General features: G+C 58.6%; 31 protein-coding genes and 1 pseudogene. 22 read left to right on the top strand and 10 right to left on the bottom strand.

Features of this window, described 5'->3' with window-relative positions; translation table 11 throughout:
• The first annotated feature begins 5 nt into the window (after window positions 1-5).
• The 5 genes from WH299_RS05425 to WH299_RS05405 are packed head-to-tail and all read left to right on the top strand — an operon-like array spanning window position 6 to window position 3,551.
• The gene (locus WH299_RS05425; RefSeq protein WP_339549774.1) at window positions 6-641 is read left to right on the top strand and encodes a hypothetical protein; all 636 of its coding nucleotides are present in this window, start codon (window positions 6-8) and stop codon (window positions 639-641) included.
• Between the two features lie 9 nt (window positions 642-650).
• Entirely contained in the window at window positions 651-2,147 is a 1,497-nt protein-coding gene (locus WH299_RS05420; protein WP_339549773.1) for a hypothetical protein, read from the top strand.
• Window positions 2,147-2,524 carry a hypothetical protein gene (locus tag WH299_RS05415; protein WP_339549771.1) on the top strand — a complete coding sequence of 126 codons (378 nt, stop codon included), beginning with the start codon at window positions 2,147-2,149 and terminating at the stop codon, window positions 2,522-2,524. Before WH299_RS05420 ends, WH299_RS05415 begins: the two co-directional genes overlap by 1 nt.
• 56 nt (window positions 2,525-2,580) lie before the next feature.
• Entirely contained in the window at window positions 2,581-3,006 is a 426-nt protein-coding gene (locus tag WH299_RS05410) for a structural protein (RefSeq protein WP_339549769.1), read from the top strand.
• Entirely contained in the window at window positions 3,003-3,551 is a 549-nt protein-coding gene (locus WH299_RS05405; protein WP_339549767.1) for a lysis system i-spanin subunit Rz, read from the top strand. The genes WH299_RS05410 and WH299_RS05405 overlap by 4 nt, the downstream gene beginning before the upstream one ends.
• Here the strand turns inward: WH299_RS05405 and WH299_RS05400 are convergent.
• Window positions 3,514-3,870, bottom strand: coding sequence for a hypothetical protein (locus WH299_RS05400; protein WP_339549766.1), 357 nt, complete (start codon window positions 3,868-3,870; stop codon window positions 3,514-3,516). The two genes, WH299_RS05405 and WH299_RS05400, sit on opposite strands and share 38 nt — an antisense overlap.
• Before the next feature lie 546 nt (window positions 3,871-4,416).
• Between WH299_RS05400 and WH299_RS05395 the strand changes: the two genes are divergently transcribed.
• Window positions 4,417-5,184 (top strand): DNA adenine methylase, encoded by a 768-nt coding sequence (locus WH299_RS05395; protein WP_339549765.1) that lies wholly within the window; start codon window positions 4,417-4,419, stop codon window positions 5,182-5,184.
• A gap of 19 nt (window positions 5,185-5,203) precedes the next feature.
• On the opposite strand, the gene WH299_RS05390 is transcribed toward WH299_RS05395, so the two are convergent.
• Window positions 5,204-5,440, bottom strand: coding sequence for a hypothetical protein (locus WH299_RS05390; protein ID WP_339549764.1), 237 nt, complete (start codon window positions 5,438-5,440; stop codon window positions 5,204-5,206).
• A 400-nt stretch (window positions 5,441-5,840) separates the two neighbouring features.
• Here WH299_RS05390 and WH299_RS05385 point away from each other — a divergent pair, with 400 nt between their 5' ends.
• The 11 genes and pseudogenes from WH299_RS05385 to recX all read left to right on the top strand — a co-directional run bounded on the left by WH299_RS05385 (window position 5,841) and on the right by recX (window position 13,088).
• Complete coding sequence (locus WH299_RS05385; RefSeq protein ID WP_016977944.1) at window positions 5,841-6,575, top strand: LexA family transcriptional regulator; 735 nt, start codon at window positions 5,841-5,843, stop codon at window positions 6,573-6,575.
• Between the two features lie 596 nt (window positions 6,576-7,171).
• Complete coding sequence (locus WH299_RS05380; RefSeq protein WP_068936982.1) at window positions 7,172-7,516, top strand: phage holin family protein; 345 nt, start codon at window positions 7,172-7,174, stop codon at window positions 7,514-7,516.
• Between the two features lie 21 nt (window positions 7,517-7,537).
• A complete protein-coding gene (locus tag WH299_RS05375; RefSeq protein ID WP_122724062.1) occupies window positions 7,538-8,095 on the top strand; it encodes a hypothetical protein in 558 nt (185 codons plus the stop codon).
• Window positions 8,089-8,247, top strand: coding sequence for a zinc finger domain-containing protein (locus WH299_RS05370; RefSeq protein ID WP_099494182.1), 159 nt, complete (start codon window positions 8,089-8,091; stop codon window positions 8,245-8,247). The genes WH299_RS05375 and WH299_RS05370 overlap by 7 nt, the downstream gene beginning before the upstream one ends.
• Before the next feature lie 38 nt (window positions 8,248-8,285).
• The gene (locus tag WH299_RS05365) at window positions 8,286-9,248 is read left to right on the top strand and encodes a hypothetical protein (protein ID WP_122724064.1); all 963 of its coding nucleotides are present in this window, start codon (window positions 8,286-8,288) and stop codon (window positions 9,246-9,248) included.
• Window positions 9,249-9,636: 388 nt separating this feature from the next.
• Window positions 9,637-9,822: pseudogene (locus WH299_RS05360) on the top strand (MFS transporter); the annotation flags it as partial.
• Between the two features lie 58 nt (window positions 9,823-9,880).
• Window positions 9,881-10,438 (top strand): glycoside hydrolase family 19 protein, encoded by a 558-nt coding sequence (locus WH299_RS05355; RefSeq protein ID WP_122724066.1) that lies wholly within the window; start codon window positions 9,881-9,883, stop codon window positions 10,436-10,438.
• Window positions 10,426-10,887, top strand: coding sequence for a lysis system i-spanin subunit Rz (locus tag WH299_RS05350; protein WP_122724068.1), 462 nt, complete (start codon window positions 10,426-10,428; stop codon window positions 10,885-10,887). The genes WH299_RS05355 and WH299_RS05350 overlap by 13 nt, the downstream gene beginning before the upstream one ends.
• An 81-nt stretch (window positions 10,888-10,968) precedes the next feature.
• Window positions 10,969-11,469, top strand: a complete 501-nt coding sequence (locus tag WH299_RS05345; RefSeq protein WP_122724070.1) for a CinA family protein — start codon at window positions 10,969-10,971, stop codon at window positions 11,467-11,469.
• A gap of 84 nt (window positions 11,470-11,553) precedes the next feature.
• A complete protein-coding gene (recA, locus tag WH299_RS05340) occupies window positions 11,554-12,612 on the top strand; it encodes a recombinase RecA (protein WP_003189042.1) in 1,059 nt (352 codons plus the stop codon).
• Between the two features lie 8 nt (window positions 12,613-12,620).
• Window positions 12,621-13,088 (top strand): recombination regulator RecX, encoded by a 468-nt coding sequence (gene recX / locus WH299_RS05335; protein ID WP_028619090.1) that lies wholly within the window; start codon window positions 12,621-12,623, stop codon window positions 13,086-13,088.
• Window positions 13,089-13,150: 62 nt separating this feature from the next.
• Here recX and WH299_RS05330 read toward each other — a convergent pair whose 3' ends face one another.
• Complete coding sequence (locus WH299_RS05330) at window positions 13,151-14,263, bottom strand: LOG family protein (RefSeq protein ID WP_122724074.1); 1,113 nt, start codon at window positions 14,261-14,263, stop codon at window positions 13,151-13,153.
• A gap of 274 nt (window positions 14,264-14,537) precedes the next feature.
• Window positions 14,538-14,972, bottom strand: coding sequence for a PA3611 family quorum-sensing-regulated virulence factor (locus WH299_RS05325; protein ID WP_028619092.1), 435 nt, complete (start codon window positions 14,970-14,972; stop codon window positions 14,538-14,540).
• Window positions 14,973-15,151: 179 nt separating this feature from the next.
• Between WH299_RS05325 and WH299_RS05320 the strand changes: the two genes are divergently transcribed.
• The 3 genes from WH299_RS05320 to WH299_RS05310 all read left to right on the top strand — a co-directional run bounded on the left by WH299_RS05320 (window position 15,152) and on the right by WH299_RS05310 (window position 17,100).
• Window positions 15,152-15,871, top strand: a complete 720-nt coding sequence (locus WH299_RS05320; protein WP_122724076.1) for a tRNA-uridine aminocarboxypropyltransferase — start codon at window positions 15,152-15,154, stop codon at window positions 15,869-15,871.
• A 139-nt stretch (window positions 15,872-16,010) separates the two neighbouring features.
• Window positions 16,011-16,661, top strand: a complete 651-nt coding sequence (erdR, locus tag WH299_RS05315) for a response regulator transcription factor ErdR (RefSeq protein WP_003189050.1) — start codon at window positions 16,011-16,013, stop codon at window positions 16,659-16,661.
• 76 nt (window positions 16,662-16,737) lie between these two features.
• Window positions 16,738-17,100, top strand: a complete 363-nt coding sequence (locus tag WH299_RS05310) for a diacylglycerol kinase (RefSeq protein WP_003172176.1) — start codon at window positions 16,738-16,740, stop codon at window positions 17,098-17,100.
• A gap of 3 nt (window positions 17,101-17,103) precedes the next feature.
• Here WH299_RS05310 and WH299_RS05305 read toward each other — a convergent pair whose 3' ends face one another.
• Window positions 17,104-18,030: a LysR family transcriptional regulator gene (locus WH299_RS05305; RefSeq protein ID WP_339549763.1), complete on the bottom strand. Its 927-nt coding sequence runs from the start codon at window positions 18,028-18,030 to the stop codon at window positions 17,104-17,106.
• 124 nt (window positions 18,031-18,154) lie between these two features.
• Here WH299_RS05305 and fpr point away from each other — a divergent pair, with 124 nt between their 5' ends.
• Window positions 18,155-18,934 carry a ferredoxin-NADP reductase gene (fpr, locus tag WH299_RS05300; protein ID WP_003189055.1) on the top strand — a complete coding sequence of 260 codons (780 nt, stop codon included), beginning with the start codon at window positions 18,155-18,157 and terminating at the stop codon, window positions 18,932-18,934.
• Window positions 18,935-19,073: 139 nt separating this feature from the next.
• On the opposite strand, the gene tsaA is transcribed toward fpr, so the two are convergent.
• From tsaA to rimO, 5 genes are all read right to left on the bottom strand, one after another.
• Entirely contained in the window at window positions 19,074-19,769 is a 696-nt protein-coding gene (gene tsaA / locus WH299_RS05295) for a tRNA (N6-threonylcarbamoyladenosine(37)-N6)-methyltransferase TrmO (RefSeq protein ID WP_038847756.1), read from the bottom strand.
• A 3-nt stretch (window positions 19,770-19,772) separates the two neighbouring features.
• A complete protein-coding gene (locus tag WH299_RS05290; RefSeq protein WP_016977930.1) occupies window positions 19,773-20,234 on the bottom strand; it encodes a YehS family protein in 462 nt (153 codons plus the stop codon).
• 70 nt (window positions 20,235-20,304) lie between these two features.
• Window positions 20,305-21,015, bottom strand: a complete 711-nt coding sequence (locus tag WH299_RS05285; protein ID WP_126569923.1) for an rRNA pseudouridine synthase — start codon at window positions 21,013-21,015, stop codon at window positions 20,305-20,307.
• Between the two features lie 27 nt (window positions 21,016-21,042).
• Window positions 21,043-21,576, bottom strand: a complete 534-nt coding sequence (locus tag WH299_RS05280; protein ID WP_240037304.1) for a GNAT family N-acetyltransferase — start codon at window positions 21,574-21,576, stop codon at window positions 21,043-21,045.
• A 97-nt stretch (window positions 21,577-21,673) separates the two neighbouring features.
• Window positions 21,674-23,014 carry a 30S ribosomal protein S12 methylthiotransferase RimO gene (gene rimO, locus WH299_RS05275; protein WP_003231334.1) on the bottom strand — a complete coding sequence of 447 codons (1,341 nt, stop codon included), beginning with the start codon at window positions 23,012-23,014 and terminating at the stop codon, window positions 21,674-21,676.
• 289 nt (window positions 23,015-23,303) lie between these two features.
• On the opposite strand from rimO, the gene WH299_RS05270 reads away from it, so the two are divergent.
• The gene (locus tag WH299_RS05270; RefSeq protein ID WP_028619099.1) at window positions 23,304-25,205 is read left to right on the top strand and encodes a potassium transporter Kup; all 1,902 of its coding nucleotides are present in this window, start codon (window positions 23,304-23,306) and stop codon (window positions 25,203-25,205) included.
• The last annotated feature ends 104 nt before the right edge of the window (window positions 25,206-25,309 follow it).

The following is a 25,309-nucleotide window of genomic DNA, read 5'->3' as shown; positions in this document are numbered from 1 at the left end:
AGATAATGTCTTATGGACTAACTTTTACGAATAACTCAGATGTTGTGACGCTTGACTCTGAGTTTTCACGGCTGGTTGTAATACACAAAGGGATTTATGGGCCGTCTGGCGGTGACTTTCCATCGGTCGTCACGTCGCAAGAGCCGCCGTTAATTTTTGTCAGGCCCTCAACTGGTGGCTTTCAATGGGTAAGCCTGAAGGGCTCCCCTGGCAATTGGACGGGTTTTATCAACGGGGCGAGCGGTGGCTCTGGCTCGTTTTTTGTTGCCGCCTATGAGTCCACTCCAACCGCACAATATGGACTCAGGTTATGGGATGGAGGAGCAAAACAACTATTCGATAATGGAACGCCTTGTGCTCAGTTCACAGACGTCGTTACCGGCTGGGCTTATGGTGGCGCAGCAAATCCATCTGTAGGGCGTTGGATATATACCTTCTATGCGAGTGTTCCCTTAAATACAGGGAACTACATGCTGATTAATAACATAGCGATGAATATCCCCGGAGGGGATACGTTCTCGCTGCTTTCTTGTTATTGGGATTATGCAAACAACCGAATAGTTGCACAGCTGCAAAACATCGGCGACTTCAACGGTTCAAGTTTCTTTCTCCCGCTAATGTTTGCAAAGCCAATTTCTTAGGAGGCTTAGATGGCCTGGTACAAGACAGGAACTGTTGCCGTTACAGCCGGCAGTAACGCAGTTATTGGCGCAGGCACGGCGTTCATCGCTAACTCGCGTGTGGGCGATGGTTTCAGGGGGCCGGATGGCCTGTGGTACGAGGTCACCAACATCGCGAGCAATACGGCGATTTCTATCGCCCCAAACTACCAGGGGGCTACAGCTGCTGCGGGTGTGTACACCATTGCTCCGATGCAGGGCTACGTCAAAGAGTCAGCGGATCGACTGCGCGCCATCACTGATCAGTTCAAAGATCTGGATCAGGAAGTGGCCAATGCACAGGCCTCAGCCGCCGCGGCGAAGGCTTCAGAAACCAACGCCAAGGCATCCGAGACAAAGTCCAAAACATCGGAAACCAATGCTGGCGTCTCGGCGACCACCGCTAGCGGTGCTGCGACGTCTGCAACGGCATCCAGGAACGCAGCTGCACAGTCTGAGACCAATGCGGCTACCTCTGCGTTCAATGCACTGACACAAGCCGATCGGGCGAAGACCGAGGCTGACAAGCTGGGAAATGCAAACCTTTTCCTGGCGACCGTTGATTCTGTATCCGCAGGTGTGCCGCGCTTCAAAGATGCCCTTCAGGTTGGCGGTGCTGGCGGCGTTCTCTTGCGCAGGGAGGGGGTCACCGATCCCAACTCAACGGCAATGGTTCGACTAACCCATGCCACCGACAGCAGTGTCCGAATAATCGACGACGCCCGAGGCATTGTGCGGTTGCTGTTGGACGCTGCCGGCTCTGCTCAGTTTGGCGCGAACGTTATTGCCAGCGGAGGTAACGTTTACATCAGGGCCGGCGCCGCCGGAGGAAACTCTCACCTTTGGTTCAATGAGTCTGGTAGTACCGCCACGCGCGGGGTTATTTACTGTGAGCCATCAGGCAACATCAATTTTTCAGCAGGGTATGGGCAGTCTGGAGCAGGCCCGTTAGTTACGATCACCAAGGCTGGCGTTCTTGTGACCGCCGCCGGCATCACGCTCAGCGTTGGCAGGTCAATCAGCTCTACGGGCGACATTACTTCTAACCTGTATACGGGTGGAAGCCTAAGCGCGCAGTTGACAGTGATGGGTACGAATATTTCTTCGAAGCTGGACTCATCGGTAGCCGACTTCGCAATCATCTATCCCAATGGTGGTACTGCCGCAGCACCTGGGAACATCGTTACGGCGTCGAGATTCACGTCCGACAACCCGTTTCCAGGGTTCCATGTAATCACGGTGCTGGAAATTCTCATCGGTGGCATTTGGTCAGAGCCAAGGCTTGACGGCAACGCAGGCACCGGCGGCGCATCCTACGGCGCCTATGCACAGCAGATCCTGCCGACAGACAAGATCATCTGCCAGGCTGGTGCGAGCGGGGTTGCATTGCCCAGTGCTTCAGCAGGTGGCGGTCACGGTTATAGCGGCGCAGTGCTGACCACCGCGCCAGTGCGCGTAAAGGTCTGGAAACTTAAGGGGGCCATCTGATGATCCGATTTTATGCAATGGTGGGCTCGAACTTCTTCGAGGGTGACGAGACAGACAAAGGCCCGGACGAAGGCTGGATCGAGATGGAAGGGGAGCGGCCACAAGGCGATAACAGCATGGACTACACGGCCCAAGCCGATGGCACCTGGGCAATTACCCAGGAAACGCTGATCGCTAAGCTGAGTGTGGTGGAAAATGCCTGGCGTGAAGAACAAATGCCGATCGCCCAGCAGACGGTTACAGCAATCGACTTTGGCGAGGAAGGCATCCTTGGCTCCATAGAAGACTGGAAGCTGTACTGGCGCGCCCTGCGCAAGTGGACAGTAGACAATCCCGACTTCCCCGACATGAGCAAGCGACCAGTTCAGCCAGCCTGAACCGGTAAAGAACACACCAGCCGCCTTGAGCGGTTTTTTTTCGTCTGGAGAAAAGTATGCCGAATGCCGAAACCCGCGGGGTGCGCAACCGAAACCCCGGCAACATCGACTACAGCCCGGCCAATCAATGGCAGGGCCAGCTCAAGCCAGATCCTGCCGTCGAGAAGCGCTTTGCTCGCTTCGATACGGCGGAGAACGGCATCCGTGCCCTGGGGAAATTGCTGCTGACCTACCAGCGCAAGCACGGCCTGAAGACGGTGAAGGCGATCATAAGCCGGTGGGCCCCGTCGGCGGAGAACGACACCGACGCCTACGTGCGCGCCGTCGAGGCGAACACCGGCACCCGGCCAGGTGCTGAGGTTGACCTGACCCGGCCGGCGGTAATGGCTGGCTTCGTCAAGGCGATCATTCATCATGAGAATGCTGGGTATGCCTATCCAGACGCGGTGCTGGCTGAAGGTGTGCGGCGGGCGCTGGCATGACGCCGGTGCAGAAGCTGGCCGGGCTCGCGGTGCTGATCCTGGTGCTGATGGCCGGTGCCGCCGGCGCGGCGTGGCAGGTGCAGGACTGGCGCATGGGCAAGCGGTTGGCTGAGCAGCTTGCGGAGCAGGGCGCCGAACACCAGAGGGACCTGGACACAATCACAGGTGAGGCTTGGCGTCAGCAAAATGCTGAGCAGGATAAGCGCCTGAGCCTTGAGCAGCAGCTCGCCGGCCAGGACCAACAACACACCCGAGAACTTTCCAATGAACAACGCAAACAGGCTGCTCTGCGCGATCGCCTTGCCACTTCTGATGTGCGGCTGTCAGTCCTCCTCGACTCTACGGATTCAGTCAGTGGCTGCGACGTGCCTGCCGCCCCCGGCGCCATCGGCGTGGTTCATGCAGCCCGTCGAGCCCAACTTGACCCAGCGCATGCTCAACGAATTATCGCCATCACCGACTCCGGTGACCAAGGACTGATCGCGCTACGGGCATGCCAGGCGTACGTCAGGGCAGTGGCCCCCGGAGTACTTTCAACTCCATAAGCAACCGTTGATTCTCCGTGAATAGGTGGTCGCGCTGTTGGGTGATCAGGTCGACGGGGCGAAAGCTCTGATTGTCAGATGTTTCATTGCTCATGGCTGATATGCGATCAAGCGCCTCTTTCAGCGCCATCTCTGCCGAAGCCTTTTCGGTAGCCAACAAGTCGTTCATCTGCACCAGGCCGGCCACATTGGCGCGGGCCTTTCGCAACATCGATTCGGTCTGGATGAGTTCGTCCTCCAAAAGCGCGCATTGGTGCTGGTACATTTCGAGGGGCGTGGGGCACCCGAGCCAGTCATCGGTATCCATGTCAACGTTCATATTTCGAAACTCAAATACTGTATGCGTGTACAGTAATCGAGGTGTTGCGTATTTGGGAGTGGTGTTCGTCGGCAGGACGCCGTGGCGGTATTTGCCCTGGGGAAATCTTCCCCAAAACGCAACCGTTTGGACCAATGTTTATTGGGTTTAGAAGAGTCGCAAAAGATGGTGTTTTTGGAGGGTACTTTCAGGCTTAAGGCCTTGATATTAAAGGCCTTGAGCGTTTCCTATGCGGCATCCCAGGCTTGAAGACGGTGAAGGCGATCATAAGCCGGTGCGCGCCGTCGGCGGAGAACGACACCGACGCCTACGTGCGTGCCGTCGAGGCGAACACCGGAACCGGGCCAGGTGCTGAGGTTGACCTGACCTGACCCGACCGGCGGTGATGGCTGGCTTCGTCAAGGCGATCATTCATCATGAGAATGCTGGATATGCCTACCCGGAGGCGGTGCTGGCCGAAGGCGTGCGGCGGGCACTGGCATGACCTAAATCGCTGTTCTAAAAAATTAGCATTTCTCAATTCACATCAATCGCGAAGGATCGCAAATGACAAACCCAATCGTTCCATGGATGGGCGGCAAGCGCCGTCTTTCGAAGCGCCTGCTGGCGCTGTTCCCAGATCACGAATGCTACGTCGAGGCATTCGCCGGTGGCGCAGCGCTTTACTTCAAACGAGACGAACCTGCAAAAGTCGAGGTTTTGAACGATCTCAACGGCGACCTGGTGAACCTGTACCGCGTCGTCCAGCACCACCTGGAGGAGTTCGTGCGCCAGTTCAAGTGGGCGCTCAGCTCCCGGCAGATTTTCGAGTGGCAAAAGATGACGGCCCCCGAGACGCTGACGGATATTCAGAGAGCCGCGCGGTTCTTCTATCTCCAGCATCACGCCTTTGGCGCAAAAGCCACAGGGCAGACGTTCGGCACCGCAACCACCGGCCGGCCTATCAACTTGCTACGGATCGAGGAAAGTTTATCGCAAGCCTGGCAGCGCCTTGCCGGAACCTACATTGAGAACCTGCCCTGGCTGAAGTGCGCCGAAAAATACGATCGGCCTCACACCTTTCACTATATGGATCCGCCTTACTGGCAGACAGCTGGGTACGGCGGGGAATTTGGTTTCGAGGAGTACGAGCGGATGGCCGACTTCATGCGGACTTGCAAGGGCAAGGTCATGGTAAGCATCAATGATCACCCAGGTATCCGGCGGGTGTTCGATGGTTTCCGCTTGGAAACGATGGATATTCGTTACAGCACCGCCAATCCCCGGAAAGGGAGGGCGGCTGTGACGGGCGAGCTGGCGATCATGAACTGGTAAACCCTGATGGGAAGAGGGCTCACCGCGCAGGATGTGAATCCGTAGCGTCATCGAAAATCAGGAATAACGCCTCTATCGTGGCCGGCGTCAGAGCGCGTGCTGCTTCAAGCCCTTCGACGAACCCGGCAGCACGCTCTCCCGCTAGCGTACGAGACTTATTGTCGGACGCCCTGGCGATGCGTTCGAGGTGGGACGTTGCCCGGCTCTGGATCAGCGGCGGGAGGCTCATCTCTACAAGTTTTTGAGTGTCGTTCATCGTCGTTATGCCTGTCTAAAACTACCTCAACCTAGCACGCATTTATTGGGTGTAAAGGGCGCTAAATGAAAGTAGAGTTTTAGACAGCACTGCACTGAAACCCGCGTATGGCGTGGTTCTAGACCATTTCCAGCCCATACTGCTGCATCATTGGGGTGTGGGAGGACAGGTCTGAAGTGGTTTTACTCATTGGGTCGTAGGCAAATTCGTTGAAAGGAGTGGAGCAAAGGTGGGGCATTCCGCCCTGCGATTTTGCGATGGGCGCAAGGTTAACACGCGAGGTCTGCGGTTCGCAGTCCGCATCACCACACTTAAAAGGGCCCAAGAAATGCATCGATTATGCATAAATAATGCAAATTAGCATTTGCCAACCCCGAAATCTCCCGTCACTATCCCCGTTATGCAAAAACGCAACGTTTCTATCGTCTTACGCGAACTGCTGGACCGCGACCGGATCTCCCCCACGGAGCTTCACCGGCGTACCGGCGTGCCTCAATCCACGCTGTCCCGGATCCTCAGCGGCAAGATCGTTGATCCGTCGGACAAGCACATTTCCCGCATCGCCGAGTACTTCCGCGTGAGCACCGACCAACTGCGCGGGCGCGTGGCGGTGGGCGTTTCGCGGGAGGACGGGCGCGACCCGATGCATTCGGAACTCAAGGACATAAGCCTGTGGGACGACGACACGCCCGTTAATGATGACGAGGTGTCGATCCCCTTTCTGCGCGAGGTTGAATTGGCTGCTGGATCAGGAAGATTCGTCATCGAGGAAAGCGAGAAAGCCAGCCTGCGGTTCGGCAAGCGCAGCCTGCGGCATAACGGTGTGCAGTTCGACCAGGCCAAGTGCGTGACGGTACGCGGCAACAGCATGTTGCCGGTGCTGCGCGATGGCGCGACGGTCGGGGTGAATGCGGGCAAAAGTGGCATTGGTGACATCGTCGATGGTGACTTGTATGCCATCAACCACAACGGCCAATTGCGGGTGAAACAGCTCTACCGCCTGCCTTCCGGGATTCGCCTGCGCAGTTTCAATCGCGATGAGCACCCGGATGAGGACTACAGCTTCCAGGATATCCAGGATGAGCAGATCAGCATCCTGGGTCATGTGTTCTGGTGGGGTATGTACGCCCGTTAACCTTCTTCTGTAAGACAAAGCCCGCCAACGAGCGGGCTTTTTTTCGCCTGGAAAAAACCACCAAACCCGCTGTCCACAAGGACGTAAATGCGTTTGTGCATTTGCGCGCTGAAAATAAATGCATTTGTGCATTGACTGTATATGCATACATGCATATTCTTCATCTCAAGCCAGCCAACAAGGTCTGGTGGAGGCGGCAAGGATGCTGCCAGTCAACACAAGGAAGTCACGCAGCACCGGCAAGGACGCCATCCGAGCGATGGCAAGGATGCCAGCAACACCGGCAAGGATGCCGACGCTCTTTAGTTTCACCGCTTAACAAACAGGCAGCGATGAACCGGCCTTAACGGTTCAAAGGGTTGGCAACTGACCCGGGTGTGCAGCGTAAAGCACCAAAAGCAGTTATCCGGCAGACAGGGATCGTGGTCGGAAAAACATCGAGGAAAGATCCGTACCGCGCCAGTAGCGCCGAAAGATCGAGTTTGGACCGCATTACTGAAAAGCCTGGGCAACCGGGCTTTTTGGAATGCCTACCTACACATGGATTTACCCAAGAGCCGGCCCCATGCCGGTAGTGCTCAGCCAGGAGGCGTGACATGACAAACGAGCAGCAAGCGTTAGCGGAAATGCCTATCTGGCTGGTAATCGTACTGGCGCTGATCGGCGGTGTATCCGGCGAAATGTGGCGCGCCGATAAGGAGGGCGCCCGTGGTTGGTCGCTGATCCGGCGCCTGGCCCTGCGGTCCGGGGCGTGCATGGTCTGCGGGGTATCGGCATTGATGCTGTGCTACGCCGCCGGCATGTCGATCTGGACTGCGGGCGCCATTGGTTGCCTGACCGCCATGGCCGGCGCGGACGTGGCCATCGGCCTTTATGAACGCTGGGCGGCCAAGCGCATCGGGGTCAACCAGGCCTCGAACTCTCGCCCGGATCAGCAGTAAGCGCTGCAAGGATGCAAGCAGATGACACTTCTCGAAAAACCTTCCCAACTGCCCATGGCAATCGGGGACGCGCTGAAGCGCGCGTTCCCACAACTACGGGTCGGTAATCACCATGACTTCTCCGACACGGGCGACAAAACCGGCATTTTGATCAGCGTGGAGCGCAATGGCCCGGGCGTTCGCTCCCTTGCCGGGCGCAAGGCGCATGTCTTGTCGGTTTCACTCAAGGCCACGGTCGTCAGTGGCTCGACGCCCTTTGACGCCTGCGACCTGGCCAGCCGACTGATGGATTTGGCCCTGGATAACCGCTGGGGCTTGCCGCCCGAGCAATGCGACTTGCCCACTGCGCTTGTCGCGGCCCCTTCCGTGCTCAGCAGTGCGGAAACGGACTATGACAGTTGGATTGTATCCTTCACCCAGAACTTCTACCTCGGACTGTCTTTGCTCAAAGATCCCGCAGGCATGCCGCCGTCTAAGGACCTGTGTGTAGGTGGGTGTGAGAGGGCGGCGAATGTAACGCCGCTTCCTACTCAATCACACGGAAAAGGTGGTTCAGTAAAAGGAATTTGCAGATGTTGAAAGAATTCAGATGCGGTAACTGCAAAAGACTTCTCGCCCGTACGGGTGGGTTTACAGAGCTCCAGATCAAATGTTCCCGATGTGGGACGCTGAATCATGTGAAGGCCGCGAGCCTCGAGCAATCGCCCATGAGCGCCATACGCCCAATATAGAGGCCTGAACTTAAATCAGCTCAGTAACGGAGTTTAAAATGGAAAACGCAAATTCAGCGTCTCAAACCTTGCAAGATCTTTGGACTCAAGTACAACCGGTGGATAACACCGGCATGCTTAGGCGCGTGGTTTTTGCGGACGGCAAGTTTTATGCGGCTGGTGGCAACGGTCTTCCCACAACCACTCAGGTTGTCAGCGGAGGCGCGACTGGTACAGCGTGGACCAAGCTTAAGGACGTCGTCACCTCTGATAGCGGAAAGGTCCTCAACGACCTGTACTGGAACGGTCTTGGGACACAGCTTCAAGCCCTTTCTCAATCCGGCAATGTGGTCTACGGCAGCACAGCACGCCCTGAAAGGGCTTGGACAGACATTACGGCAACTGTTCGCGCGTCCGGAGACTTGCAAGGCGTTGTGTATTATCAACCAATTAACGGCAGCAACACGACCTGGATACTGGTTGGGTCTAACGGTAAAGTCTTTTCCCGTTATGGCGATTGGTCAGGCCAGGTGGAGCGCACTACGACCTTCACTTCTGGCGAGACTGTGTACTGCGTCAACGTCATTGGCGTTTTTGTGTTGGTTGCGGGATCGAATGGGAAGCTGCTTAGCGCTGTGAAGATGGCGACGAATGATTCGCAATCATTCGCGACCAGAACCAGCACCTTCGGCACTAGCACCATCCTTTCCATGAAGCTTTGCAACGGGAAAATGTTTATCGTTGGTGCGGATGGCAAGATGGCATATTCATCCGATGGGCTTACCTGGACTGCTGTAGGAGATACCAGTTTCGGTGGAACCATCATCCGCGATATTGCTTACGGTAATGGCAAGTATGTAGCTGTCGGCGACGGCGGCAAGACAGCCGTTTCCGAGGATGGGATCGGCTGGGTTCAGCAAGCCAACACTTTCGCAGGAGCCGATATCCGGAGCGTCGCCTACGGCAACGGCAATTTTGTAGCTGTTGGTGCAAGCGGCAAGATTGCTTACTGGACTCCATGATCTTCTATCTCCTTGCGTAATAGAGCCCAGCCGTCGCGCTGGGCTTTTTCATTTCTGATTCAGGCTCGCCACAGCCAGGGTGGCCCTTCGGGGGATGCCTGGACGCTGATAAGCCGGTAGTGCAGCGCTACGGAAAAAAACCGGAAGCCCGTGCGCTCTGTTCACACCAGACTTCCAGAGTGGCGCGAGACTGGATTGGCGAGATCGATGCATTGGGGCGTCGACGCTGGGCTGATCTTTGGCTGACTGCGGGAAAGACCGCGCACCTATTCAGGGCCTCGACATGATCGGGGCCTTTTCGTTTTCGGCTCCACCACACCCATTGCTCCGAGCTGGGAGTGCTGCTGGGGCCGTTCCAATTCAAGTCATGCCCCACGGAGTCGAGCGCATGGAGTATTTACAGCGCCTGCTCGACAAGATCGACAGGTTCGAATTGTTGATTGCGGGCCTCGTTGGGGCGGTGATCGCCAGTTGGTGGCACAAGGACGACCTGGCGAATTGGCGTACCTGGGTGATCTTCTTAATCACTGGGGGCGCGAGTTCGTTGCACCTGGCTGGAATGGTCAGTGCCTATCGCAGTTCCAACACGGACGTTGGTTTGTCTACCTAGGGGGGCTTTCAAGGTGACTGTGGTGTTGATAACGCAGCCTCAATTGATTCAAATCATGCCAGGCGCTCGCCGTATGGCGGGCCTTTTTTCAACCGCGCTGAATGCGACTTTTGTTCGGTACGAAATCAACAGCGTACTGCGCGCTGCTGCTTTTCTCGCGCAGATCGGCCACGAGTCCGGCGAACTGCGCTACGTGCGCGAACTCGGCAGCGATACTTATTTGAGCAAGTACGACACCGGCACCCTGGCCGCACGCCTGGGCAACACCCCTGAAGCGGACGGCGACGGCCAGAAGTACAGGGGCCGGGGGCTGATCCAGATCACCGGTCGCCGCAACTACCTGGCCTGCAGCGAGGTGCTGTTCGGCGATGATCGCTTGCTGCGACAACCCGAATTACTGGAGCAACCGCAATGGGCTTGTGAATCCGCCGCCTGGTTCTGGCAAAGCAATGGCTTGAATGAACTCGCCGACAAGGACCAGTTCACCACCATCACCCGGCGTATCAACGGCGGGCTCAATGGCCTGGAGGACCGTTTGCAGTTGTGGGCGCGGGCCAAGGCGGTGCTATGCGTTTCCTAGGTGTGCTTGGCGTATGCGTGCTGTTGGCTGTTGTCTGGCAGGTGCAGGCGTGGCGGTACGGGGCGCAGATTGAACACTTGTCAGCAATACAGACCCAGGCAGCCCTGCAGCAACAGCAGGCCGAACAAGACAAGTGGCTGGCCCTTGAGCAACAGCTCAGTGCCATCGACCAACAACATGCCCGGGAGTTGAGCGATGCCCAACGTACTCAAGCAGCTTTGCGTGACCGCATTGCCACTGCTGATGTGCGGCTGTCAGTCCTTCTCGACGCTTCCAGTGGCTGCCCAATGCCGGCCGCCACCGCCGCCGGCAGCGTGGTTCATGCAGCCCCGCGAGCCCGACTTGACCCAGCGCATGCTCAGCGAATTATCCGCATCACCGACGACGGCGACAGCGCCCTGATTGCCTTGCGTGCCAGCCAGGCGTATGTGCGAGCCGTCGCCCGTTAGTGTCTTGAGACAGTCCGTCACTTGCGTGTGAGATTGTCTCCTGTAGGGTAGGCGAACCCCCGCCCACGACTGGAGACAACCGTGAAGGAAATCACTCAACTGGCTGCCGAACTGGGCCGCCGCCTGCAGGTGCTCAACGCCCATGTCACCACGGCCGAGTCCTGCACCGGCGGCGGTATCGCGGAGGCCATTACGCGAATTCCGGGCAGCTCAGCCTGGTTCGAGGCGGGCTATGTCACCTATTCCAATCGGCAGAAGACCCGGCAATTGAATGTGCCGGAGACATTGTTTGCAAAAGTCGGGGCCGTCAGCCAGGAAGTGGTGGAGGCAATGGTCCGTGGCGCCCAGGAAAAAAGCCTGGCGCGGTTTGCTGTCGCCGTCAGTGGTGTGGCAGGGCCGGACGGTGGTTCGCCGGACAAACCGGTGGGTACGGTATGGCTGGCCTTTGGCGTGGGCGATGAGCTGACGGCTGAGCTGCAGCACTTCCCTGGCAACCGCGACGAGGTCCGCCGACAAACGGTAAAGGCCGCGCTAGAGGGCTTGTTGCGACGAGCTGCAGCAGAAATAGAAAATCAGGGGTAGGCGATCTCCGATCTTTGTGGAACAATACTGTCTACTTATACAGGTGTTGGCCGCCCCGGCCTTATTGATTACGTGAGGACTTTAATGGACGACAACAAGAAGAAAGCCTTGGCTGCGGCCCTGGGTCAGATCGAACGTCAATTCGGCAAGGGTGCCGTAATGCGTATGGGCGATCACGACCGTCAGGCGATCCCGGCTATTTCCACGGGCTCTCTGGGTCTGGATATCGCGCTCGGCATTGGCGGCCTGCCAAAAGGCCGTATCGTTGAAATCTACGGTCCTGAATCTTCCGGTAAAACCACCCTGACCCTGTCGGTGATTGCCCAGGCGCAGAAAATGGGCGCCACCTGTGCGTTCGTCGACGCCGAGCACGCCCTGGACCCTGAGTACGCCGGCAAATTGGGCGTCAACGTTGACGACCTGCTGGTTTCCCAGCCGGACACCGGTGAGCAAGCCCTGGAAATCACCGACATGCTGGTGCGCTCCAACGCCATCGACGTGATCGTGGTCGACTCCGTGGCCGCCCTGGTGCCCAAGGCTGAAATCGAAGGCGAAATGGGTGACATGCACGTGGGCCTGCAAGCCCGTCTGATGTCCCAGGCGCTGCGTAAAATCACCGGTAACATCAAGAACGCCAACTGCCTGGTGATCTTTATCAACCAGATCCGTATGAAGATCGGCGTGATGTTCGGCAGCCCGGAAACCACCACCGGTGGTAACGCGCTGAAGTTCTACGCTTCGGTCCGTTTGGACATCCGCCGTACCGGCGCGGTGAAAGAAGGTGACGAGGTTGTAGGTAGTGAAACCCGCGTTAAAGTCGTGAAGAACAAAGTGGCCCCGCCTTTCCGCCAGGCCGAGTTCCAGATTCTCTACGGCAAGGGCATCTACCTGAACGGCGAGATGATCGACCTGGGTGTGCTGCACGGTTTCGTCGAGAAATCCGGTGCATGGTATGCCTACAACGGCAGCAAGATCGGCCAAGGCAAGGCCAACTCGGCCAAGTTCCTGGCAGACAACCCGGATATCGCTGCCACGCTTGAAAAGCAGATCCGCGACAAGCTGCTGACTGCCGCTCCAGACGTGAAAGCTGCCGCCAATCGCGAGCCGGTTGAAGAAGTGGAAGAAGCTGACACCGACATCTGAAGCACACGATGACAGTTGTGCTGGATACACTCGTCGCCGTTCGGCGCACTGCAATGGACCTGCTCGCTCGCCGCGAGCATGGTCGAGTCGAGCTGACGCGTAAATTGCGTCAGCGCGGCGCAGAGCCCGAGATGATCGAAACCGCCCTCGACCGCCTGACGGAAGAGGGGCTGCTTTCCGAAGCCCGATACCTCGAAAGTTTTATCTCCTACCGAGCCCGCTCCGGCTACGGCCCGGCGCGTATTCGCGAAGAGCTGAGCCAGCGTGGCCTGCAACGCGCTGATATCGATCTTGCCCTGCGCGAGTGCGGGATCAGTTGGCAGGCGCAGTTGGAGGACACCTGGCGGCGCAAGTTCTCTGGTCATCTTCCGATTGATGCCAGGGAACGAGCGAAGCAGGGACGATTCCTCAGCTATCGCGGGTTTTCGATGGAGATGATCAGCCGCTTGTTGAGCGGCCGGGACATCGATGATTGAGCTTCTGAACAAACAAAAGACCCACTATGAAAATAGTGGGTCTTTTTTTTGCCCTCAAAAAATCACGCCGGCTCCGGCGCCACTCGCTGCTGCGCCTTGCCCTGGGCCTGTGCCCAGTTCTCCGGCAAATTGATGTAATCCACCAACTCCCGCAACCGGCCCTGGTCGCGCCCGTTGAAGTTGAACACCAACCGCGTCAAATGGCTGAACCTCGGCTCATCATGTTCCTCGCCGGTATACGCGAGCTGTCGGAACTCTCCACTCAGTCGCAGGCTGGCGAACTCGCCTTGCAAATGGGCCAATGCCTGTTCACTGAGCGGGTGATTCATGCGCACCACAAACTCGCGCTTCAGCCAGCGGGTGGAGTGGAAGTTGGCATAAAACTGGTTGATCTCGTCCACAGCCTCTTCGGCGCTGTAAACCAGTCGTATGAGCTTGAGGTCGGTGGGCAGAATGTAGCGGTTGGCTTCCAACTGGTTGCGGATGAAGTCCAGGGCGCCTTGCCAGAATCCGCCGCCTGGCGCGTCCAGCAGCACCACCGGGACCAGCGGGCTCTTGCCGGTCTGAATCAGCGTCAGCACTTCCAGTGCTTCATCCAGGGTACCGAAACCGCCTGGGCACAACACCAGGGCATCGGCTTCCTTGACGAAGAACAACTTGCGGGTAAAGAAGAAGTGGAAGGACAGCAGATTCTCTGTCCCATCGATGGTTGGGTTGGCATGCTGTTCAAATGGCAGGGTGATATTGAACCCCAGGCTGTGTTCCAGGCCCGCGCCTTCGTGGGCGGCGGCCATGATGCCGCCACCGCCGCCGGTGATCACCATCAGGTCCGAACGCGCCAGTGCCGCGCCGACTTCACGGGCCAGTGCATACAGGGGGCTTTCCACCGGGGTGCGTGCCGAGCCGAACACCGTCACCTTGCGGCGACCCTTGAACTGTTCGAGCACGCGGAAAGCATTGTCCAGTTCGCGGATGGCTTGCAGGGTGATCTTGGCGTTCCAGCGGTTGCGGTCGTCCTGGGCCATGCGCAGCACGGTGAGGATCATGTCGCGATACAGGGGGATATTCGGGCTGTTGGGGGCGATCAGCTGGAGTTGTGCGTCGACCTGCTGGGTGAGGTCGGTGCCGTGTTCTTCGAAATGTCGGAGCAGGCGGTCATTCGGTTCGTAAGGCATTCAACTTCTCCTTCTTGCAGGGCACCTTCGCCGGAGGCTACGACACTGCTTGTGTCGCTGTTTGCCGCGGGGGGCAACCTTCTTTTGCCCTGAAAATGTTACAGAACAGCATGAAAAACACTGTGGATGAATGGGCGGGATGACTTGATCATGGGCCGGAAAACCCTTGGCTGGCAACCACTTATTGGTCGCTCAGTACGGAGTCTAGCTGTCTGGGAGGCGTTGAAGCGGGGGAGTACGCGCCACCGGACGGCAGCGCGCGAAGGTCAAGCCGTTACTTTTTCTTTTTTGTCGGTGCCGGGCAATCCGCTTCCACGAACTTTACCGAGGCCACAGGGCGGTTGGTCTTGTTCTCGGTGATTTCGTAACGCATCACCGCGCCTTTGGCCATCAGCTCACGGTAACCCTTGTTCAGGCATACGCTCTGGCCGAGTTGGAAATACACCGCCTTGGGATTAGCGCGCATCTGTTCGGCGCGGTCGGGCAAGACGCTCAGGTGATCGATCAGTTGCATGCCTTCAACGGTGTAGGCCACTTCCAGGGTCTTTTCGTCGATTTCCCGGGGCAGGTCTTTGTTGCTCTCAGCCGCGACGCTTTGCAGCTTCCGGTTCATTTGGGCCTCCAGCAGCGAGGCCGCCTGGGCGCACACGGGCAATACCAGCGCGAGGGCGACGGATGGGGCGACAAGGCGCAGCATGGAACGCAGCATGAAACTCTCCTGATTCGGTTACTGGTGCATAGACCAGCCACTGCGCTGTGCGTTCAGTGGCGCGCAATTATAGGTGAGCCCTTGCCACTACAGCCAGGCGTATCGCTGGTAAACTGCCGCCACCTCAGCCGTCCACGAGTTTTCACCGTGTCGATTTACCCGTCCCACCGGCGCATCCGATGAGCCACGCCGTGTCCCGCCTGCGCACCCAGCGCCTGGCCCGTGCCGTCCGTCCGTTCCTCAATCGTGGTTCGCGTGCCGAGCGCTGCCCCGGCTGCCGTGTCATTCCTGAGTACTGCTTGTGTGCCTGGCGACCAAAAGTCGCCGCCACCTCAGCGATGTGCCTGCTGATGCATGACGTGGAACCCATGAAACCCAGCAATACCGGGTGGCTGATCGCCGATGTGATTGATGACACCACGGCGTTCGCCTGGTCGCGCACCGAAGTCGATCCTGAACTGCTGACCTTGCTGGCCGACCCGCAGTGGCAACCCTATATCGTGTTCCCCGGCGAATTCGTCGCGCCGCAGCGTGTTGTCAGCGAAGTGAAGGTGGAGGAGGGCAAGCGCCCACTGTTCATCCTGCTGGATGGCACCTGGAGTGAAGCGCGCAAGATGTTCCGCAAAAGCCCCTACCTGGAGCATTTGCCGGTGCTCAGCCTGGCGCCCGAGCAGCTATCGCGCTACAAACTGCGTCGTTCCAAACGCGATGATCATTTTTGCACCGCCGAGGTCGCCGCGCTGTGTCTGGAACTGGCCGATGATCGGGTGGCCAGTGAAGTCCTGGATGCCTACCTGGATGTCTTCAGTACTCATTACCTGGCCGCCAAGTTCCAGATGCCTCTGGATCCGGCGGACACAGTTCATGCGCGTCTTGCTCCCTATATTCCGAAGGTGTAACCAGACGACGTTTGCATGATGGCACCACGAACCCGCAACCCGCTAAAATGCCCACGGGCGTAGCGCTTGACCCTCCAGGCTACGCTGGGCATGCTGGGCGCCGATCAGGGCACCCCTAAAAAACAGGATCATTTAATCAATGGCCACATACGAAATCCTGATAGCCGATGACCACCCGTTGTTTCGCAGTGCGCTGCACCAGGCCGTGACCTTGGGCCTTGGGCCGGACGTCCGCCTGGTCGAAGTGGCCAGTATTGCCGAGCTGGAAGCCCGCCTCACCGAAAAATCCGACTGGGACCTGGTGCTGCTCGACCTGAACATGCCCGGTGCCTACGGTTTCTCAGGTTTGGTGTTGTTGCGCGGTCAATACCCGCAGATTCCCGTGGTGATGGTCTCTGCCCAGGAAGAAGCCGACGTGGTGGTGCGCTCCAAGGAGTTTGGCGCCAGCGGTTTCATTCCCAAGTCCAGTGCGATGGAAGATATCCAGAAGGCTGTACGCACCGTGCTGGATGGGGATGTGTCCTGGCCGCCGCAAGCGTTTGAAGAAATCAACGTGTCCGACGAAGCCAAGGCCGCCCGTGATGGTCTTGCCAGCCTGACACCGCAGCAGTTCCGGGTGCTGACCATGGTCTGCGAAGGCTTGTTGAACAAACAGATTGCCTACGAGTTGAGCGTGTCGGAAGCGACGATCAAGGCCCACGTTACGGCGATCTTCCGCAAGCTGGGCGTGCGTACGCGCACCCAGGCGGCGCTGCTCTTGCAACAACTTGAGTCAATTTCGCAGCATTAAGCGGCTACCGATTCACGCTTTTTTGACTTTGCGTGATCTAGTTTTCCCACTCCTTTTAGTTCAGTTGCCAACGTCTATGTCGCCTTTCAAGGGTCAAACCGGTATCAAACGTATCTTCAATGCTGGGGGTTATTCGCTGGATGGCCTGCGCGCGGCGTTCACTGGCGAGGCAGCGTTCCGCCAGTTGGTGTTGCTTAACGTGATCCTGATCCCGTTGAGCTTTTTCCTGAATGTCAGCCGGGTCGAGCGTGCTTTGCTGATCGCGGTCTGCCTGCTGGCGTTGATCGTCGAATTGCTTAACTCGGCAGTGGAAGCGGCGATCGACCGCATCTCCCTGGACCGCCACCCGCTGTCGAAAAACGCCAAGGACATGGGCAGCGCTGCGCAGTTCGTCGCACTGACCATGATCACCCTGGTCTGGGCCGTGATCCTGATCTAAGCCTCAGGCAATGCTCGGCAGCACGATCTCGTCGCTGCGCTGAACCCCGGCGGTGAAGGCGCGGCATAGTTCCAGGAACTCGCGCATTGCCGAGGTCTGGTACTTCTGTTTATGCCAGATGAAGTAGAACTGCCGGGCCAGGTCCAGGTCCGGGGTTTCCACCGGCACCAGGCTGCCACGCCGGAATGCGTCGCGTAGCGCCAGCCGCGAAATGCAGCCAATCCCCAATCCTGACTCCACCGCGCGTTTGATCGCCTCAGTGTGCTCCAGCTCAAGGCGGATATTCAGCGCGCTACGGTGATGGCGCATGGCTTGGTCAAAGGTCAGGCGAGTACCTGAGCCCTGTTCTCGCAGGATCCACGCCTCTTGGGTCAACTTGTCCATGGTTGCCATGCCTCGTTTGGCCAGGTGATGCTGCGGCGCGCAAAACACCACCAGCTCATCCTCCACCCAGGTTTGCACCTCGATATCCGGGTGGCTGCAGTCGCCTTCGATTAGACCCAGGTCAATTTCGTAGTGCGCCACCTGGTGCACGATATGCGCAGTGTTCTGCACATGCAGCTTCACCTGGCTCTCGGGGTGTTGCTGCATGAAGCTGCCGATCAACAGGGTCGCCAGGTAATTACCAATGGTGAGGGTGGCGCCCACCGCCAGGGAACCGAAGCCGGACTTGCCGTTGAGCAGGTCCTCGATCTCCTTGGCCTGGTCGAGCAGCGCAACCGCCTGGGGCAATAGCTGATGACCGAGGGCGTTGAGGCTCAGGCGTTTGCCCGCGCGGTCGAATAATTGGCAGCTGGATTGGCGCTCCAGCTCGGTGATCGAGGTGCTGGCGGCGGATTGAGATAAGGCCAGAAGGCCAGCAGCGCGCGAGACGCTTTCCTGCTGGGCGACGGCGACGAAGACTTGCAGTTGACGGAGAGTAAATCGCATATCGATATAACCGATAACCCTTATCTTAATAATCCAGTTAACAGATATTGTCGCCGCCATTAGAATGCTGTGCAATTGCGCATCCCATCTTTGGCGCAGACCCATTTCCAGGAGTCCCCCGTACATGAGCAACATGAACCACGAGCGTGTCCTCAGTGTTCATCACTGGAACGACACTCTGTTCAGCTTCAAGTGCACCCGCGATCCGGGCCTGCGCTTCGAGAACGGTCAGTTCGTGATGATCGGCCTGCAACAGCCCAACGGCCGCCCGCTCATGCGCGCTTACTCCATTGCCAGCCCGAACTGGGAAGAGCATCTGGAGTTTTTCAGCATCAAGGTCCCGGATGGCCCGCTGACTTCCCAATTGCAGCACTTGAAGGAAGGCGACGAGATCATCATCAGCAAAAAACCGACAGGCACCCTGGTACTTGACGATTTGAAGCCGGGCAAACACCTGTACCTGCTCAGCACCGGTACTGGCCTGGCTCCGTTCATGAGCGTAATCCAGGACCCGGAAACCTACGAGCGCTTTGAAAAAGTGATCCTGTGCCACGGCGTGCGTTACGTCAACGAAGTCGCCTACCGCGAATTCATCACCGAGCACCTGCCGCAGAACGAATTCTTCGGCGAGGCCCTGCGTGACAAGTTGATCTACTACCCGACCGTGACCCGCGAGCCTTTCGAAAACGAAGGCCGCCTGACCGACCTGATGCGCAGCGGCAAGCTGTTCAGCGACATCGGCCTGCCGCCGATCAACCCTGAAGACGACCGCGCCATGCTGTGCGGCAGCCCAAGCATGCTGGACGAAACCAGCGAAGTGTTGAACAGCTTCGGCCTGAAAGTTTCGCCGCGCATGCGTGAGCCAGGTGACTACCTGATCGAACGCGCATTCGTCGAGAAGTAATGCTGGGTCAGTAACAACACAGATCTAAAAAATGTGGGAGCGGGCTTGCTCGCGAAAGCGGAGTGTCAGTCGACAGAGTTATTGACTGATACACCGCTTTCGCGAGCAAGCCCGCTCCCACATTTTGTTTCCGGTTTCTTCAGTGGGCTGGGAGTACTTCCAGTACACAAATCACCCCAGGCTCGGGATAGTGCCAACGCACATCCACATCCCAGAACTGCGCGCCATATTCCCGCTCCGGCCCCGGCGTCTGATACGCCGGCCGTGGATCCTGTGCCAGGCACTGATCAATCAGTTCCACCAATGGTTCGCCCAGGCGCTGAGCGTGGCCTTGTGCCTGCTGCAGCGCTGTCTTGAGCCATTGCACCGGAATCAGCTGTGGCGCGGCGCTGGCGATGTCGTTGGTCGCCGTGTCGACCATGTCGGCATACGGCACATACGGCTTGATATCCAGCACCGGCGTGCCATCGAGCAGATCAATCCCGGAGATCCACAGCCGGCCCGGCTCAACTTTGTCCAACTTGACCACTGACTGGCCGATGCCGTTGGGTCGGTGGGTGGCGCGGGTGGCAAACACGCCCATGGACGTGTTGCCACCCAGGCGCGGCGGGCGCACTTTCAGGCGTGGCTTGTCTTCCAGCGCCTGGTGGAACAGGAACAGCAACCACACATGGCTGACCTGCTCCAGGCCCTGTACGGCTTCGCCACCGTCGAACGGCGCCACCAGTTCCAGCACGCCACGGGCGGCAGGTGCCAACTGAGGTTGGCGTGGGATGGCGAACTTCTCCTTGAAGCAGGAGCGCACGAAGCCGACGGGCGAGACGTTGTAACTCATGGCTTACGCACGAACTCGCAGCGTCAGGCCCTTGAGGAAGTTGCGCAACAACTGGTCGCCGCACGGGCGGTAGTTGGTGTGGCCGAACTTGCGGAACAGCGCGCTCAGCTCAGGCTTGGACACCGGGAACTCGGCGGCCTTGAGGATGGCGTGCATGTCATCTTCCTTCAGTTCGAAGGCCACGCGCAGCTTCTTGAGGATGATGTTGTTGGTCACCGGGGTCTCGATCGGCTGCGGCGGACGGCTTTCGTCCTTACCGCGCTTGAAGATCACCAAGCCGTCGAGGAAGTGCGCCATGACGTCATCCGGGCAGAACACGAAGCCTTCTTCCTCATCTTTCTTGAGGTAGGTCAGCAGGTCGTCCTTGGTTACGTCCATGCCGCCGAGCTTGATGATCTCGACCATCTTGTTGTCACTGATGTCGAGCATGTAGCGCACGCTGCGCAGTACGTCATTGTGAATCATGGTGGGCAATCCTGGTATTCAACTGAGGACACCGCGCAAAAGAGGCGGTGTCGGGAAAAAGGGCGGCGGCTTAGAACTTTTCTTTGCCGGACAGGTAACGCCATTGGCCAACCGGCACCTTGCCGATGGACACGCCGCCGATGCGGATACGACGAATGGCAATGACTTTGAGGCCAACCGCTTCACAGAACAGCGCGATCACGCCTGGCTGCGGGTTTTTCATCGCAAAACGCAGGCGGTTTTCGTTCTGCCAGCTGGCTTTGACCGCCGGCAGCTCTTTGCCTTTGTAGGTCAGGCCGTGGTTCAGGCGATTGAGGCCGTGGGCAACCATGTCGCCTTCGACTTCCACCACGTATTCCTGCTCGATCTTGGCAGCATCGGCGGTCAACTTGCGCAGAATCTTCCAGTCCTGGGTAAACACCAGCAGGCCGCTGGCCTTGGCTTGCAGGTCGGCGCTGGCGGTCAGGCGCAGGAAGTGGCCCTTGAGCGGGCGCTTGCCGAAGCGGTGTTCTTCCGAGAGGGTATCGGCGCTGATCGACACCATGGCCGTTTCGGCATCCACGCCGGCGGGGGCGTGCAGCAGGATGGTCACCGGCTCGGGCGCGGTGGCCTTGGCGTCCGGGTCGAGTTCGACCTTCTGGGTGGTGACCTTGAACTGCGGTTCGTCGATCACTTCACCGTCCACCGAGACCCAGCCGCCTTCGATAAACAGCTCAGCCTCCCGACGGGAGCAACCGACCAGTTCGATTAGGCGTTTGGAGAGGCGTATGGGGTCAGTCATGACAAGGGCCGTAGCAAAAGGGGGCGGCTATTGTACCTGTGTGGGCGCGGTTAATCCCGGCCCCATTTCAGTGCTGTGGCTTTTTGTGGGATCCGACAAGCCAGCTCCCACAGAAGAGCGCAAACGCATGTGCAGCAACGGATACGGTTGGCCCAGCCCATCGTGCTCCGTACGTCCGATCACCTCGAAGCCTTGCTTGAGGTAAAAGCCGAGTGCCTGGGGATTCTGCTCGTTCACTTCCAGCTCGTCGGCGTGCAAATGCTCGACCGCATAACGCAGCAGTTGCCGGCCAAGGCCCTGGCCCCGGTGCTGCGGGTCGATAAACAGCATCTCGACCTTGCCAGCGGCGACACCGGCAAACCCGGTGATGCGTTGGTGCGGGTCTTTGGTGCAAATCAGCATCACCGTGTCCAGGTAATGAGTCAGCACCAGGTTGCGCAGCCGTTCGATATAGCTGTCCGGCAAAAAATCGTGGGTGGCCCGCACCGAGGACTCCCAGATTTCAGTCAGTTTTTGATAATCGCTGGTTTTAGGTGTGTGGATAACCGAATGCCGACGCATGCCCGCTGCCCCTGCCGATGATTGGCGATGAGCAAACGATAGACCTAAAAAAGCCCCACATCTTGATCAAATGCAGGGCTTTTTGGTGTGTTGCCGATCAGTCGCGCTTTTCAGCCCACAGGTCGTATTCGTCGGCATCGGTCACGGTGCACCAGACCTTGTCGCCTGGCTTCAAACCGCTGGCATCGTCGATAAACACGTTACCGTCGATTTCCGGCGCATCGAAGAAGCAACGGCCGACCGCGCCTTGCTCGTCGACTTCGTCGATCAGCACTTCGATTTCCTTGCCGATGCGCAGTTGCAGGCGCGCCGAGCTGATGGCCTGCTGGTGCGCCATGAAACGCTCCCAGCGGTCTTGCTTGACGTCGTCCGGCACCACGGCCAGGTCCAGCAGGTTGGCTGGGGCACCTTCCACCGGCGAATACTGGAAGCAGCCGACGCGGTCCAGTTGGGCTTCGGTCAACCAGTCCAGCAGGTACTGGAAGTCTTCTTCGGTTTCGCCGGGGAAGCCGACGATGAAGGTCGAACGGATGATCAGCTCCGGGCAGATTTCACGCCAGTTCTTGATACGCGCCAGGGTCTTGTCTTCGAAGGCCGGGCGTTTCATGGCCTTGAGCACTTTCGGGCTGGCGTGCTGGAACGGGATGTCCAAGTACGGCAGGATCTTGCCGGCGGCCATCAGCGGGATCAGCTCGTCCACGTGCGGGTACGGGTAGACGTAGTGCAAGCGTACCCACACACCCAGGCTGCTCAAGGCTTCGCAGAGTTCGGTCATGCGGGTTTTCACCGGCGCGCCGTTCCAGAAACCCGTGCGGTATTTCACGTCGACGCCGTAGGCGCTGGTGTCCTGGGAGATCACCAGCAACTCTTTGACGCCGGACTTGACCAGGCGCTGGGCCTCGTCGAGTACGTCACCGACCGGGCGGCTGACCAACTTGCCGCGCATCGACGGGATGATGCAAAAGCTGCAGCTGTGGTTGCAGCCTTCGGAAATCTTCAGGTACGCGTAGTGGCGTGGGGTCAGCTTGATGCCTTGCGGTGGCACCAGGTCGATCAGCGGGTTGTGGTCCTGGCGCGGCGGTACCACTTCGTGCACGGCGTTGACCACCTGCTCGTATTGCTGCGGACCGGTCACCGCCAGCACGCTCGGGTGCACGTTGCGGATATTGCCTTCTTCCACGCCCATGCAGCCGGTCACGATGACCTTGCCGTTTTCCTTGATCGCTTCGCCGATCACTTCCAGGGATTCCGCCTTGGCCGAATCGATGAAGCCGCAGGTGTTGACCACCACCACGTCGGCGTCCTGATACGTGGACACAACGTCATAGCCTTCCATACGCAGTTGCGTGAGGATGCGCTCGGAGTCGACCAGAGCCTTCGGGCAACCCAGGGAAACAAAGCCAACCTTGGGGTTGGCTTTTGCGATGGTGGTGGACATGTCTAACCTCGGTATTGAATGACGCCGCCAGTCGGGCACGACAAGGCTGCGGACGGGCGCTTGGTGCGCCTCTGATCAAAAAGTGCGCAATTCTAGCGACGGGCAGCGCACTTGACCAGCTTTATGCAGGGAAATGCGACGAGTGCTGCGCTATGCTTCGCGCCGTTGCGCGAAGGTAAAGTCCTAAGGTCAACAAAACGTCTGTTACGAGAAGTAAAACAGCGCATGCTAGGGTCAGCTTAGACACGTTGTTAATAAAAGACCGCAGGTCAAAGGGCAGGAGTGGTTGATGGGTCACGCGAGTAGTCAGGCAGCAGGTGCCGAGCATTCAAACGCCAAGCCGATTGGCATGCTGGTGGCAGCGGTCGGGGTGGTTTACGGCGATATCGGGACCAGCCCGCTCTACACCCTTAAAGAGGTGTTCAACGGCGGTTATGGGGTTCAGGTCAATCATGACGGCGTGCTGGGGATCCTGGCGCTGATCTTCTGGTCGCTGATCTGGGTGGTGTCGATCAAGTACATGTTGTTCGTGCTGCGTGCCGACAACCAGGGCGAGGGCGGCATCATGGCGCTCACGGCACTGGCACGACGGGCGGCGGGGGAGCGCAAGAAGCTGCGTAGCTTCCTGGTGGTGTGTGGCCTTTGCGGCGCGGCGCTGTTCTACGGCGACAGCATGATCACCCCGGCGATTTCCGTGTTGTCTGCGGTCGAAGGCCTGGAACTGGCCTTCGACGGCCTTGAAAAATGGGTCGTGCCCATCGCCTTGGTGGTGCTGGTGGCGCTGTTCCTGATCCAGAAACATGGCACCGACCACATCGGCAAGCTTTTCGGGCCGGTGATGGTGACCTGGTTCCTGGTACTGGGCGGCCTGGGTGTGTATGGCATCACCCTGCACCCTGAAGTGCTCAGTGCGATGAACCCGATGTGGGCGGTGCGCTTCTTTGAGGCGCATCCCGGCATTGGCGTGGCCATCCTCGGCGCGGTGGTGCTGGCACTGACCGGCGCCGAAGCACTGTATGCCGACATGGGTCACTTCGGCCGCAAACCCATCGCCCGCGCCTGGTTCATGCTGGTGCTGCCGGCGCTGGTGCTCAATTATTTCGGCCAGGGCGCCATGCTGCTCGGTGACCCGGAAGCCGCGCGCAACCCGTTTTACCTGCTGGCGCCGAGCTGGGCGCTGATCCCGCTTGTGGTGTTGTCTACCCTGGCCACGGTGATTGCCTCCCAGGCAGTGATTTCCGGTGCGTTCTCGTTGACACGCCAGGCGATCCAGCTGGGTTACATCCCGCGCATGCACATTCAGCACACTTCAAGCGCCGAGCAGGGCCAGATTTACATCGGCGCGGTGAACTGGTCGCTGATGGTTGGCGTAATCCTGCTGGTGCTGGGCTTTGAGTCGTCCAACGCACTGGCATCGGCCTACGGCGTGGCGGTGACGGGCACCATGTTGATGACCACCATCCTGGTGTCGGCGGTGATGCTGCTGCTGTGGAAATGGCCGCCGATTCTGGCTGTTCCTGTCCTGGTTTGCTGCCTGTTGGTGGACGGTCTTTACTTCGCCGCCAACGTGCCGAAGATCATCCAGGGCGGTGCCTTCCCGGTACTGGCGGGGATCGTGCTGTTCGTGCTGATGACCACGTGGAAGCGCGGCAAGCAATTGCTGGTGGAACGTCTCGACGAAGGTGGCCTGCCGTTGCCGATCTTCATCAGCAGTATCCGCGTTCAGCCGCCTCATCGCGTGCAGGGCACCGCCGTGTTCCTCACCGCGCGCCCGGACGCCGTGCCCCACGCGCTGTTGCACAACCTGCTACACAACCAGGTATTGCATGAGCAAGTGGTGTTGCTGACGGTGGTCTACGAGGACATTCCCCGCGTACCGGCCGCACGGCGGTTCGAGGTGGATGCCTACGGCGAAGGCTTCTTCCGAGTGATCCTGCACTTCGGTTTCACCGATGAGCCAGATGTGCCGGAGGCGCTGAAGTTGTGCCATCTGGATGACCTGGACTTCAGCCCGATGCGCACCACCTACTTCCTCAGTCGCGAAACGGTCATCGCCTCGCGGATCAAGGGCATGGCCCGTTGGCGCGAAGCTTTGTTCGCCTTTATGTTGAAGAACGCCAACGGCAACCTGCGCTTCTTCAAACTCCCGGTAAACCGGGTGATCGAGCTGGGCACCCAGGTCGAAATGTAAGCTGTTGCAATACGGGGGCCGGCAATCGGTCCCCGCTTTTCCTTCTGAACCCTGTGCAATCCAGCGTTGTCGACTAGGCTCTAAGCACTGTTTGAATAGTGCCC

Origin of the sequence: Pseudomonas sp. MYb541 (genome assembly GCF_037479595.1) — a bacterium.
GTDB lineage: Bacteria > Pseudomonadota > Gammaproteobacteria > Pseudomonadales > Pseudomonadaceae > Aquipseudomonas > Aquipseudomonas canadensis.
This window is presented reverse-complemented; position numbering and strand designations above follow the sequence as displayed.

Coding starts and splice junctions, on each gene's coding strand:
- WH299_RS05270 (WP_028619099.1), top strand. CDS start 23,304: ATGGGTCACGCGAGTAGTCAGGCAGCAGGTGCCGAGCATTCAAACGCC.
- recA (WP_003189042.1), top strand. CDS start 11,554: ATGGACGACAACAAGAAGAAAGCCTTGGCTGCGGCCCTGGGTCAGATC.
- WH299_RS05415 (WP_339549771.1), top strand. CDS start 2,147: ATGATCCGATTTTATGCAATGGTGGGCTCGAACTTCTTCGAGGGTGAC.
- WH299_RS05365 (WP_122724064.1), top strand. CDS start 8,286: ATGGAAAACGCAAATTCAGCGTCTCAAACCTTGCAAGATCTTTGGACT.
- WH299_RS05420 (WP_339549773.1), top strand. CDS start 651: ATGGCCTGGTACAAGACAGGAACTGTTGCCGTTACAGCCGGCAGTAAC.
- WH299_RS05310 (WP_003172176.1), top strand. CDS start 16,738: ATGTCGCCTTTCAAGGGTCAAACCGGTATCAAACGTATCTTCAATGCT.
- WH299_RS05385 (WP_016977944.1), top strand. CDS start 5,841: ATGCAAAAACGCAACGTTTCTATCGTCTTACGCGAACTGCTGGACCGC.
- WH299_RS05375 (WP_122724062.1), top strand. CDS start 7,538: ATGACACTTCTCGAAAAACCTTCCCAACTGCCCATGGCAATCGGGGAC.
- WH299_RS05380 (WP_068936982.1), top strand. CDS start 7,172: ATGACAAACGAGCAGCAAGCGTTAGCGGAAATGCCTATCTGGCTGGTA.
- WH299_RS05305 (WP_339549763.1), bottom strand. CDS start 18,030: ATGCGATTTACTCTCCGTCAACTGCAAGTCTTCGTCGCCGTCGCCCAG.
- WH299_RS05350 (WP_122724068.1), top strand. CDS start 10,426: ATGCGTTTCCTAGGTGTGCTTGGCGTATGCGTGCTGTTGGCTGTTGTC.
- WH299_RS05280 (WP_240037304.1), bottom strand. CDS start 21,576: ATGCGTCGGCATTCGGTTATCCACACACCTAAAACCAGCGATTATCAA.
- WH299_RS05395 (WP_339549765.1), top strand. CDS start 4,417: ATGACAAACCCAATCGTTCCATGGATGGGCGGCAAGCGCCGTCTTTCG.
- WH299_RS05400 (WP_339549766.1), bottom strand. CDS start 3,870: ATGAACGTTGACATGGATACCGATGACTGGCTCGGGTGCCCCACGCCC.
- erdR (WP_003189050.1), top strand. CDS start 16,011: ATGGCCACATACGAAATCCTGATAGCCGATGACCACCCGTTGTTTCGC.
- WH299_RS05370 (WP_099494182.1), top strand. CDS start 8,089: ATGTTGAAAGAATTCAGATGCGGTAACTGCAAAAGACTTCTCGCCCGT.
- WH299_RS05390 (WP_339549764.1), bottom strand. CDS start 5,440: ATGAACGACACTCAAAAACTTGTAGAGATGAGCCTCCCGCCGCTGATC.
- fpr (WP_003189055.1), top strand. CDS start 18,155: ATGAGCAACATGAACCACGAGCGTGTCCTCAGTGTTCATCACTGGAAC.
- rimO (WP_003231334.1), bottom strand. CDS start 23,014: ATGTCCACCACCATCGCAAAAGCCAACCCCAAGGTTGGCTTTGTTTCC.
- WH299_RS05425 (WP_339549774.1), top strand. CDS start 6: ATGTCTTATGGACTAACTTTTACGAATAACTCAGATGTTGTGACGCTT.
- recX (WP_028619090.1), top strand. CDS start 12,621: ATGACAGTTGTGCTGGATACACTCGTCGCCGTTCGGCGCACTGCAATG.
- WH299_RS05410 (WP_339549769.1), top strand. CDS start 2,581: ATGCCGAATGCCGAAACCCGCGGGGTGCGCAACCGAAACCCCGGCAAC.
- WH299_RS05285 (WP_126569923.1), bottom strand. CDS start 21,015: ATGACTGACCCCATACGCCTCTCCAAACGCCTAATCGAACTGGTCGGT.
- WH299_RS05320 (WP_122724076.1), top strand. CDS start 15,152: ATGAGCCACGCCGTGTCCCGCCTGCGCACCCAGCGCCTGGCCCGTGCC.
- tsaA (WP_038847756.1), bottom strand. CDS start 19,769: ATGAGTTACAACGTCTCGCCCGTCGGCTTCGTGCGCTCCTGCTTCAAG.
- WH299_RS05330 (WP_122724074.1), bottom strand. CDS start 14,263: ATGCCTTACGAACCGAATGACCGCCTGCTCCGACATTTCGAAGAACAC.
- WH299_RS05290 (WP_016977930.1), bottom strand. CDS start 20,234: ATGATTCACAATGACGTACTGCGCAGCGTGCGCTACATGCTCGACATC.
- WH299_RS05325 (WP_028619092.1), bottom strand. CDS start 14,972: ATGCTGCGTTCCATGCTGCGCCTTGTCGCCCCATCCGTCGCCCTCGCG.
- WH299_RS05405 (WP_339549767.1), top strand. CDS start 3,003: ATGACGCCGGTGCAGAAGCTGGCCGGGCTCGCGGTGCTGATCCTGGTG.